Raw genomic sequence first — 12,187 nt, forward strand, 5'->3', positions numbered from 1 at the left:
ATTTTTTTTCGCAAATCCTGTAACATAAAATTAATATAATAGTCTTAATAGAGTCTTTAAATAAATTTCCAGCAAGAATAATCAACTTGTATTTTAAAGACAAAATCATCAATCAAATAATCAATTAATCAACCTTAACTAAATCAAATCTTATGAAACTTAAAATTATCATGTTATTACTTATTGGAGTGATAACATCGGTACAAGCTCAAAATTCCGGAAGTGTTTCTGGAAAAGTACTAGAAAAAGCCACTAATTCTCCAATTTCTTATGCAACAGTTGCCGTAAAAGAAGAAGGAAAAACAATCGCAAGTGGTGTGACAGATGATAAAGGAGACTTTATTTTAAAAAATATTCCTTTAAAAAATTATATCTTAGAAATACAATACATCGGATTTAGACCATACAAAACCAATTTATACTTTAGTGATTCAAAAAAAGAGTACACATTTAAAGTTGCTCTTGAGGAAGAAGCTACTCAACTTAAAGGTGTAAACATTGTTAGTGAACGCTCGACTATTGAACAAAAAATTGACCGAAAAGTAATTACTGTTGGTAAGGATCTTACAACTGCTGGAGCTTCTGCATCAGACATTATGAATAATATCCCTTCGGTAAATGTTGATCAGGACGGAAAACTTTCTCTTCGTGGAAACGATAATGTACGTGTATTAATTGACGGAAGACCATCAAATATTGACCCTGCACAATTACTGAAACAAATTCCATCAACTTCTATCAAAAAAATTGAGTTGATTACAAACCCAAGTGCTAAATATAATCCAGAAGGAATGTCTGGAATCATCAACATTATTCTGCACAAAAACTCCAACACTGGTTTCAACGGAAGTTATAGTGCTGGTATTACTTTTGGGGAAACAGCTAAATACAATCAATCATTAGATTTGAATTATAAAACTGGAAAAGTAAATTTATTTGGAAACGTAGGTCAGAATTTTGGAACTTATCACAACAGTGGTTTCATCAAAAGAATTGATCCGGAAATCATTCAGGATATTAATGTCCTAAACGATAATGATTCTTACTTGTATAAAATTGGAATGGATTATTTAATTGACGATTATAACACATTGTCTGTCTATACCAACCAAAATAAATCAAACGGAAAAGGATTTGTAGACACTAACATTGATTATAATAATCTAACAGATTCTGATGTTTCTAATATTTTTCAGAAATCAAAATACTCAGGTCCAAACAAAATTGGTACTTATAATTTAGCCTACAAACATATCTTTAAAAAAGAAGGCCATACTTTAGATTTTGAAGGAAACTATAGTGATAATGAAGGAACACAATATGCTGCTTTTGATACTCAATCTACAAAAACGGATAATACTGTAGAAAGCGTAATTTACGATGATCAAATTAAAGCTACTCGTAAATTAAGCACTTTTAATATTGATTATGTGAATCCTTTAAACGAGAAAACTACCCTTGAGGCTGGTGCCGAAGCTAGAATTACTAAAACAAATAATGATTATATTACCGGAAATCCGCTTGCTGAATTTCCAGTTACTAATTATACTTACGACACTAATATTTATTCAGCTTATGTAACATTTGGTCAGAAATACAAAAAATTCAGTTACCAATTAGGAGCTCGTTTTGAAAGTTATAAAGTAGCAGCTAATTTAAATCATGGTCTTGAAAAATTTAATGATGACTATATCACTTTATATCCATCAGCTTATCTTACATATAAACTGGATGAGAAAAATACTTTGCAATTAAGCTATAGCCGTCGTGTAGACCGTCCGAGTTTAGAACAAACAAAACCTATTCGTGAGTTTTCTACTCCGTTAGTAACCTCTTTAGGAAATCCTGAATTAACACCACAGTTTACTAATTCGGTAGAAATAAATTATACTAAAACTCTTGAAAAAGGAAGTTTTACAACTAGTGTTTTCTACAGAAGTATTAATGACCAAATTAGCAGAATTTTATATCCTGATGAGACAGACCCAAGCGGTAACAAACAAATTATGACTTACACTAACTATGATCATAATACTTCTTACGGTTTTGAAGTTTCGTTAAATTACAAAATCACAAAGTGGTGGGATATCCAACCTTCTATTGATTTTTCTAGTATCAACCAACAAGGTGTTGTGTTTTTATACGATCCTGTAACAAAAATGAGTAATCCAATTGAAAGGAAAGTTACTGTTGCTGCATTTAATGGTCGTATGAACTCAAACTTTAAAGTAAACAAACGTATCAGTTTCTTATTATTCGGTTTTTACAGAGGCGGTGTAGACGGACTTCAAAATAATAGTCATGAAATGTACAAAATGGACATAGGTACACGTTATACATTATTAGACAACAAGATGAATATTAGTGTACGTTTTAATGACGTATTTGACACCATGAAATATGCTTTTGATTCTAATTATCCTTACCCGCATACAGGAGAATTTACATGGGAAAGTCAAACAGTTTATTTAGGTTTAACCTATAATTTTGGTGGAGCAAAAATTAAAAACTTGCAACGTAAACAAAGAGAAGATAACACGAGTAAAGGCGGCGGAGGAATGTTTTAATCCATCACACTTATTCGAATTTTATTGTCAGGTTGAGTCGTTCGTCTCCGTTTAGGATAAACTTAAGTCGAAACCTTTTTGAATATTTTTTGTAGTAAAGAAAGCCCAGAGTATGCCACTCTGGGCTTTTTTGATATATCTAAATTCCATAGATTGTCTAAAAATGGAACGCGGATGACGCAGATTTCCTAAAGGAAAGACGCGGATACAAACGGATTTTTAAAAAATAAAGGAATCGGGCTCTAGCTCTGTCATATAAGCACAAATATTATAAAAAAAATTGAACACGAATTTCACGAATTAGTTTGTGAAATTAATTTCACAAACTAAGTTAGCCATATAAATTCGTGTCAATTCGTGAAATTCGTGTTTGTTTTTTACCACATCATACTAAAACTACAACTTAGCTTTTAGAGCATTAATCTCTACTGCACTCGCAGTTTCGCCAGAATCGGTAATTGCTGATGAATGGAAAAAAGTATTTCCTAGTTTTTCTTTTAGTAATCCAATATTCGTAGATCTAAGTCCTCCACCTGGCATAATTACTATTCTGTTATTTGCTTTTTGGACAACATCGATAAGAACATCAATTCCTTCTTCTACATTTTTTCCTTGTCCTGATGTCAGAATTGTTTTAAAACCACAATTAATCACATCTTCGAGAGATTTAGACACATCCGAAACAACATCAAAAGCACGATGAAAAGTACAAGGTAGCGGATTTGCTAAATTAATTAACTCCCTATTTTGCTCTATATTTAGGCTTCCGTCAGGATTAAGATTTCCAAATACAAATCCATCAACATTACATTTTTTGTATTCGATTATATTCTCTTTCATTTCCTCAAACTCAGCTTCTGTATAAACAAAATCTCCACCACGAGGTCGGATAATAACATTTAAATCTATTGTAGCTTTTTCTCTCGCTGCCCGAACTAAATTTAAATCCGGAGTTGTTCCTCCATCTTTCATATTTACACACAACTCAATTCTGTTTACTCCATTTGCCTGAGCAATCTCGACAGAATCAAGATTAAAACACGCAATCTCTAATTGGCTTTTTTCCATTTCTTATTATACTTAAACAATTGCCACGGACTTCAATTACATTGAATCTGGCAATACAATTTTATAAAATTATCCTGATCCGAAATTAAACAAAAAACCTGCTCCAAAAGGAACAGGTTTTAAAATATAATGTAAAAATTAAATTACCATTTGATAATTGCACTTCCCCATGTAAATCCACTACCAAATGCAGCTAAAACAACTGTATCTCCAGATTTGATTTTTCCTTTTTCCCAAGCTTCTGTCAATGCAATCGGAATAGATGCTGCGGTTGTATTACCGTATTTTTGAATATTGTTATATACCTGATCATCATTCAAGCCAAATTTCTTTTGGATAAATTGTGATATTCTCAAGTTTGCTTGGTGTGGTATCAACATATCGATATCAGAAACCTGTAGATTATTAGCTACCAAACCTTCATTAATTACTTCGGCAAAACGTACTACTGCATTTTTAAATACAAATTGTCCGTTCATATAAGGAAAATAACTTTCGTCGTTCGGGTCATTATCTGCTAAGATATCAGTTACCCAACGAGCTCCCATTCCTGGTGCTGTTAGAGATAATTCTTCAGCATGTTGCCCTTCTGAGTGTAAGTGTGTAGATAAAATTCCTTTTGTAGTATCTTCTTCTCTACTCAAAACTGCTGCTCCGGCTCCATCTCCAAAAATTACCGAAACCCCTCTTCCTCTGGTTGTCATATCCAAACCTGTAGAGTGAACCTCAGAACCAATTACCAAAACATTTTTATACATTCCTGTTTTAATATATTGATCTGCTACAGAAATAGCGTAAATAAAACCAGAACATTGGTTTCTTACGTCTAATGCTCCAACAGTTTTTAATCCTAAATCACGTTGTACCAAAACTCCAGGACCTGGAAAATAGTAATCTGGGCTTAATGTTGCAAAAACAACAAAATCGATATCTTCTTTTGCTACACCAGAACGTTGGATAGCTATTTCGGCAGCTTTTACACCCATCGAAGTTGTAGTATCTTCTCCTCTTATAATGTGTCTGCGTTCCTCAATCCCTGTTCGTTCTTGTATCCACTCGTCGTTGGTATCCATTATTTTTGACAAATCGTCATTGGTTACCACATTTGAAGGGACATAATATCCTAATCCCGCTATTTTTGAATGATACATATTTTTTTATTATTCGTTAAAAAATTGGACTGCAAATCTAAACATCTTTTAAAAATCATGTACACAATTTAGTGATTTTTTAGTAATTAACAATTCTATATATTATTCCCATTAATTACTTTTCACAAGCACATTCTGATTTGTAAGAAAAACATATTAAATTTAAAGCTTTTTTTTATAACAATCACTTTTCATTATTAAAATGTAACAAGATTGGACTACTTTAGACAAATCATAACAATCTTTAATCATAAAAGTTTCAACTATGAAATTAAAAGTTACCTTATTTCTGTTTTTAAATCTTGGCTTAGTGGCTTTTGCTCAAGAAAACCTGACGTACCAGAAACCTTCAAAATCTATTTTGGATTTAGCCGATTACGAAAGAGCACCTTCAGTATCAATGGATACAAAAAAAGAGTTCATGCTATTAACTTACAGAAATACCTATAAAACATTAGAAGATTTAAATCAGGAAGAACTTCGTTTAGCAGGTTTAAGAATCAATCCTGTAACAAACATTTCGAGCACGGTTACGTATGTAAAAAATCTTAAATTAAGAAAAATCAGCGATACCAAAGAAATTCAAGTATCGGGTTTACCAACAGCTCCTCAAATCAGTAATATTGTATGGTCGCCTAACGATAAGAAAATCTTATTTACTCATACTACAAAAACCGGAGTAGAACTTTGGATTGTAGATGTTACATCTGCAAAAGCAACAAAACTTACCGAAGCAAATTTAAATGCTAATCTGGGAACTCCATTTAGTTGGTTCAACGACAACGAAACAATTCTTGTAAAGATGTTGCCTAAAAACAGACCTGCATTATTAGATTCTAAAAAAGATTTACCAACAGGTCCAATTGTTTCTACTGCCGATGGATCTAAATCGCAGAATAGAACCTATGCAGATATGTTGAAAAACAAAAATGATGAAGCTAATTTTGAGAACATCATCACATCTGAAATCTACAAAGTAAACATTAACGGTACAGCTACTTTATTTAAAAATGCTGATATGTACTCTTCTGAAAGAATTTCGCCAGATGGGAATTATGTGATGTTAACTACAATCCAAAAACCATTCTCATATATTGTCCCGTTAGGAAGATTTCCATCAAAAGCGGTAGTTTATGATAAAAACGGTACCGAAGTAAAAACCGTAAACGAAGTTCCTCTTTATGAAATTATGCCAAAAGGTTTTATGGCTGTTCGTAAAGGAAAAAGAGAAATGTCATGGAGAAACGATAAACCAGCAACGCTTTCTTATGTTGTAGCTTTAGATGGTGGAGATCCTGCAAATAAAGTTGATTTTAGAGACGAAGTATTTCTTTGGAATGCTCCATTTAATACCGAAGCAACTGCATTGGTAAAAACACCTCAACGTTTTAATGAAATTATTTGGGGGAATGACAATACTGCAATCCTTATGGACGAATGGTATGATACACGTAACATTAAAACCTATTTAATTAATCCATCTGACGCAACTCAGAAACCAAAAGTAATCTTCGATAGAAACTCACAAGATATCTATGCAGATCCAGGTGCTTTTGAGTTCAAAAAGAACCAATACAATAAATACGTTCTTGCTATAGAAAACGACAATGCTTTTCTTCTTGGCGAAGGTTTTACCAAAGATGGTCAATTCCCTTTTATTAGCGAACTTAATCTTAAAACATTAAAAACAAAACGCCTGTATACTTCTACATTTAAAGATAAAAAAGAAGATATAGTAGAGATTGAAGATTTTAAAACTGGAAAAGTTTTGGTACAAATTCAATCTAAAAATGACTATCCTAATTATTATTTTAGAAACATAAAAAAACAAAATAGCTTAACTCAGGTTACTTTTTTTAAAAACCCTTTTGAAAGTATCAAGAATGTAAGCAAAGAGGTTATTAAGTACAAAAGAAAAGATGGTGTAGAATTATCTGGAACTTTATACTTACCTGAAGGATATGACAAAGTCAAAAAAGAAAAATTACCATTATTAATCTGGGCATATCCAGCAGAATACAAGGATAAAAACAGTGCAGGACAAAGTAGCCAAAACCCAAATGAATTTACGTTTCCATACTATGGTTCATTTATATATTGGGTAACCAAAGGATATGTAGTTCTAGATGATGCTTCGTTCCCTATTATTGGTGAAGGAACTACAGAACCTAATGATAATTTTATTACACAATTAGTAGATGATGCCGAAGCTGCAATAGACGCTGTAGATGCATTAGGATATATAAACAGAAAGAAAGTTGCTGTAGGAGGACATTCATACGGAGCGTTTATGACTGCTAACTTATTAACACATTCTAATCTTTTTGCTTGCGGTATTGCCAGAAGTGGTGCTTACAACAGAACCTTAACTCCTTTTGGTTTCCAAACAGAACAACGTAATTACTGGGAAGTTCCAGATGTTTACAACACAATGTCACCATTTATGCATGCCGACAAAATGAAAACACCACTACTATTAGTACATGGTGAAGCCGATAATAACCCTGGGACTTTTACATTGCAAACAGAGCGTTATTTCCAAGCTTTAAAAGGATTGGGTGGTCCTGCAAGAATGGTGATTTTACCAAAAGAATCTCATGGATATGTAGCTAAAGAAAATATTTTGCATTTACTTTGGGAACAAGATCAGTTCTTAGAGAAATATTTGAAAAATTAATTACTGAGAAACTTCTCAATTAATACACCAAGAATCCCCTAAACTCATCATTTAGGGGATTTTTTCGTTTCATACTATACTTAATTTATTAAAGAGCTAATCCTGCTGTACACTATATCTTTTATGGCTCCCGAGGCTTCGGGACCGCCATAAAAGGATGCCGTTCCCATCAGGGCTAGAAAACTAGCTTTCTTACCACAAACAAAAACCCCTACAGATTTTAAAAAACCTGTAGGGGTTGCTATTTTGTAGTATCAAAAAGAATTATCTAATTTACAGATAATTTAAACTTAAAAATATTTCCTGTTCAACAGGTAAATCTATTTCACTTTCAAAAAAGATTAACTGTCTTTTATGAACCGTTTCTATCAAATAATGATTTCCTCTAAAATAGGTTCTTCTAATTTTTACTAATAAGTTAGATTCTGGAACCATCTTAAATTGATGTGGATATACAAGCGTTTTGTGCGTTTCATCTTCGTAAGGAAGCAATAAATGAGTAGCAATTTCATTTACTTCACCAAACAGTGAAGCCACATATTTCGTCTCTGGATCTTCGTATATTTTTGTTGGATTATCTTTAGCAAGAACTTCTCCATTTCGCATTACAATTACTTCATCTGCAAATGACAAAGCATCCGTGCTATCATGTGTTGCTATAATGCAAGTAATCCCTTTTTGTTTTAAATATCTAAATAAATTTCGGCGTAAAGCATTTTTACGAAAAGCATCTATTTGGCTAAAAGGTTCGTCTAGCAAAATTACTTCTGGCTCTAAAGCCAAAACTCTTACTAAAGCGACTCTTTGTTGTTGTCCTCCACTTAATAATTTTGCTTTTACATTCGAGAATTGTTCCATTTCGACCATTTCCAGTAATTCCTGAACACGAAGTTTTTTCATGTTAGCAAAACCATTCGAAAGAAACTTCCCGACATTTTCAGCAACGGTTTCAAAAGGAGACAAATCAAAATCCTGCGCCAGATATTTCATATAAGGCATTCCGGGAACCAAATTGTATTTAGGCCCTAAAACAGGTTTTTCATTATAAGAAATAGTACCTCCATTTAAATCATATAAACCGTACATTAATTTAAGTAATGTACTTTTTCCGCAGCCGCTTTCGCCAATAATAGCAATATTTTCGCCTTTATTTATGGTAAAAGAAACATTTTTTATAACAGGTTTTTCGGTATACGAAAAAGAAATATCTTGAACTTGAAGCATTAGTTGGCATTGAAAAATTGAGGATACAAAGATAGTTGCTTTGATAAAAATAACTTAGAGAAAGTTATTAAATTATCTACAAAAAAAAGCTGCTTCACAAGAAACAGCTTTTAATTTATTCGCTAAGAAGCAATACCTTATTTACCAGCTTTTGCATCATTTACCATTTTGTCATTTGCAGTAATAGCAAACTCTACACGACGGTTTTGCGCTCTTCCTTCTGGAGAATCATTTGTAGCAATTGGATCAGCAATTCCTAAACCTGAAGTTTTGAAACGAGTAGATTTTAATCCTTTTGAAACTAAATATGCTTGCACAGAAGCAGCTCTTTGTCCTGAAAGTGTTAAGTTATATTCTGGTTTACCAGTATTATCTGTATAACCAAAAATTTGAATATCAGTATCTCCGTACTCATTAAATACAGGAACTAATTTATCTAAATTTGCTTTTGCCTGAGTTGTTAATGTTGATTTGTTAGTATCAAAACGAACAGAATTTTCATTTAAAGTTAAATGAATACCCTCTCCTACTCTTTCTACAGTAGCACCTGGTAAAGCCTGATCAATTTCACGAGCTTGTTTGTCCATTTTGTTTCCAATAAGAGCACCAGTTCCACCACCTACAGCAGCACCAATAGCAGCACCTAAAGCAGCGTTTCCACCACGTCCTAAATTGTTTCCAAGAATACCCCCGATAAGAGCACCTGCAGCAACACCTATTCCTGCACCTTTTTGAGTATTATTTGCATTCTTAACTGAATCGCAACTTGTAAAAAAACTTGTTAATACAAGTAAAGTACTCAAACCTAAAACTGTTATCTTTTTCATATATTTATCTTTTTATGTATTCTTTAATATTAATTAGCTCTCTGAAATTGGTATACTACATCTTTAACTTGTCCTCCAACATTGATATTATCAATTAATTGAAATGAATTTTCAGTTAAACCACCAATTTTCAATAAATATCCGTCTCTCACTTTTTTTGCTTTTATACCAGCATCAAGAATCTTAAGAACAAACATACCCTGACTATTAATACTCCATACAATTGGAGAAGAAAAATCAGTACAACCAGATGATGCTAAAGCCATCGACCCTTTGTTGTTGTTTGAAATAAAGTTCCAAGTACTACCAATAAAACACTTAGAATCAGCAAGATCAAATGAATTTACTTTAATATACTCTGAACCCGGATAAGAAACATTGGTTAAAACCCAATTCCCTTTAATTGCTACTTGAGTCGACTTATCAAGTTTTGTAGAAAGCGGTTCAGCTCCATTAGAAGATGTCGTTGCTGTAGAAGCTGATTTGCATGCAAAAACCGTTACGGCTAATATGCATATTAAAATAATTTTTCTCATCGTTTTAGCAAATTTAAAATTAATACTCCTACAAAGATACAATGCAAAAAAATTAAATTTGTTTAAAAATTATTTTTTTTTCTTTCACAATTAACACCTACGCCAATTTGTCACCCTATTAGCAATTGGTATCTTATTTGAAGAATCTGAAAAGCATAACGTTAAACTTAAATTTTAAAAAATATGACAACAGGTAAAATTAATGTTTCGGTAGAAAACATATTTCCCTTAATCAAGAAATTCTTATACAGCGATCACGAAATTTTCTTGCGTGAGTTGATTTCTAACGGAACCGATGCTACTCTAAAATTAAAACACCTAACTAGTATTGGTGAAGCCAAAGTAGAATATGGCAATCCAATTATTGAAATTAAAATTGACAAAGAAGGTAAAAAAATCCACATTATTGACCAAGGTCTTGGAATGACTGCCGACGAAGTTGAAAAATACATCAACCAAGTCGCTTTTTCTGGAGCTGAGGAATTTTTGGATAAATATAAAGACTCTGCAAAAGATTCAGGAATTATTGGTCATTTTGGTCTAGGTTTTTACTCAGCCTTTATGGTTGCTGAGAAAGTAGAAATCTTTACTAAATCATATAAAGACGAACCAGCTGCACATTGGACATGTGATGGTAGCCCAGAATTTACTTTGGAGCCAACTGACAAAACTACACGTGGAACTGAAATCGTATTACATATTGCCGAAGATTCTCTTGAATTTTTAGAAGATTCTAAAATTTACGAGTTATTGAATAAGTATAATAAGTTTATGCCTATTCCTATTAAATTCGGAACTAGAACAGAAACTCTTCCTAAGCCAGAAGATGCTCCTGAAGATTATGTAAACGAAACTATTGAAGTTGACAACATCATCAATAACCCAAATCCAGCTTGGACTAAACAACCAACTGAATTATCTGATGAGGATTATAAGAGTTTCTACAGAGAGTTGTATCCTATGCAATTCGAAGATCCGTTATTCAACATTCACTTAAATGTGGATTATCCGTTTAACCTAACAGGAATTTTATATTTCCCTAAATTAGGTTCGGATATGCAAATTCAGAAAGATAAAATTCAATTATACCAAAATCAGGTTTATGTAACTGATAATGTAGAAGGAATTGTTCCTGAATTTTTAACAATGTTAAAAGGAGTTATCGATTCTCCAGACATTCCGTTAAACGTTTCTCGTTCAGGTTTACAAGCTGATGGTGCTGTTAAGAAAATATCAAACTACATTACTCGTAAAGTAGCAGATAAATTAAAAGCATTATTCACTGAAAACCGCGCTGATTTTGAAGCAAAATGGAACGACATTAAAATCGTTTTAGAGTACGGAATGCTTTCTGAAGATAAATTCTACGAAAAAGCTGGTGCATTTGTATTGTATCCAACAGTAGATGGTACTTACTTTACTCTTGAAGAATTAAAAGAGAAATTAAAAGATAACCAAACCGATAAAGACGGAAAATTGGTAGTTCTTTATGCTGGAAATAAAGATGCACAACACTCTTATATTGAAACAGCAAAAGAAAAAGGATACGAAGTATTACTTTTAGATTCTCCTATTATCTCACATTTAATTCAGAAAATAGAAGGTGACAATAAAGATGTAACTTTCGTACGTGTCGATTCTGATCATATTGATAACTTAATCAAGAAAGACGAAAACACGATTTCTAAATTATCTGAAGAAGAAAAAGAAGCTTTAAAAACATCTTTAGAATCTTATATTCCAAAAGCATATAGTGTACAACTAGAAGCTATGGATAGTCAAGCTGCTCCATTTATCATTACGCAACCAGAATTTATGCGTAGAATGAAAGAAATGAGTCAATCAGGTGGTTCTGGAATGTTTGGTATGGGTAATATGCCAGAGATGTACAACTTGGTAGTAAACACAAATTCTGATTTAGCTACTAACATCTTGAATACCGAAGATAAAACACATCAAGAACATTTGGTTAAACAAGCATTAGATTTAGCCAAATTATCTCAAAACTTATTAAAAGGAGAAGCATTAACTGCTTTTGTAAAAAGAAGTTTTGAAATGATAAAATAATATTTGGCTATAAAAGCCATACTATTACTAAGCCTCTCAAGTTATACTTGAGAGGCTTTTTGTTTAAAAA

General features: G+C 32.4%; 8 protein-coding genes. 3 read left to right on the forward strand and 5 right to left on the reverse strand.

All coding sequences use genetic code 11. The features are described from left to right. Positions 1-152 precede the first annotated feature (152 nt). A complete protein-coding gene (locus B8T70_RS18770) occupies positions 153-2,567 on the forward strand; it encodes an outer membrane beta-barrel family protein (protein ID WP_086895827.1) in 2,415 nt (804 codons plus the stop codon). Between the two features lie 396 nt (positions 2,568-2,963). On the opposite strand, the gene B8T70_RS18775 is transcribed toward B8T70_RS18770, so the two are convergent. Next, the gene (locus B8T70_RS18775) at positions 2,964-3,635 is read right to left on the reverse strand and encodes a copper homeostasis protein CutC (protein WP_086895828.1); all 672 of its coding nucleotides are present in this window, start codon (positions 3,633-3,635) and stop codon (positions 2,964-2,966) included. 143 nt (positions 3,636-3,778) lie between these two features. Then, entirely contained in the window at positions 3,779-4,786 is a 1,008-nt protein-coding gene (locus B8T70_RS18780) for a 3-oxoacyl-ACP synthase III family protein (protein ID WP_039111628.1), read from the reverse strand. A gap of 265 nt (positions 4,787-5,051) precedes the next feature. On the opposite strand from B8T70_RS18780, the gene B8T70_RS18785 reads away from it, so the two are divergent. Further along, a complete protein-coding gene (locus tag B8T70_RS18785; RefSeq protein WP_086895829.1) occupies positions 5,052-7,463 on the forward strand; it encodes a S9 family peptidase in 2,412 nt (803 codons plus the stop codon). A gap of 273 nt (positions 7,464-7,736) precedes the next feature. Here B8T70_RS18785 and B8T70_RS18790 read toward each other — a convergent pair whose 3' ends face one another. The 3 genes from B8T70_RS18790 to B8T70_RS18800 form a co-directional block, all read right to left on the reverse strand. Beyond that, complete coding sequence (locus B8T70_RS18790) at positions 7,737-8,687, reverse strand: ABC transporter ATP-binding protein (RefSeq protein ID WP_039111637.1); 951 nt, start codon at positions 8,685-8,687, stop codon at positions 7,737-7,739. 137 nt (positions 8,688-8,824) lie between these two features. Then, on the reverse strand, positions 8,825-9,514 hold the full coding sequence (locus B8T70_RS18795) for an OmpA family protein (RefSeq protein WP_039111638.1): 690 nt from the start codon (positions 9,512-9,514) through the stop codon (positions 8,825-8,827). Positions 9,515-9,543: 29 nt separating this feature from the next. Further along, the gene (locus tag B8T70_RS18800) at positions 9,544-10,050 is read right to left on the reverse strand and encodes a lipocalin family protein (RefSeq protein ID WP_039111639.1); all 507 of its coding nucleotides are present in this window, start codon (positions 10,048-10,050) and stop codon (positions 9,544-9,546) included. Positions 10,051-10,233: 183 nt separating this feature from the next. Between B8T70_RS18800 and htpG the strand changes: the two genes are divergently transcribed. Next, the gene (gene htpG, locus B8T70_RS18805) at positions 10,234-12,117 is read left to right on the forward strand and encodes a molecular chaperone HtpG (RefSeq protein ID WP_039111640.1); all 1,884 of its coding nucleotides are present in this window, start codon (positions 10,234-10,236) and stop codon (positions 12,115-12,117) included. Positions 12,118-12,187 lie beyond the last annotated feature (70 nt).

The organism is Flavobacterium sp. AJR (genome assembly GCF_002156885.1).
Taxonomy (GTDB): Bacteria; Bacteroidota; Bacteroidia; order Flavobacteriales; family Flavobacteriaceae; genus Flavobacterium.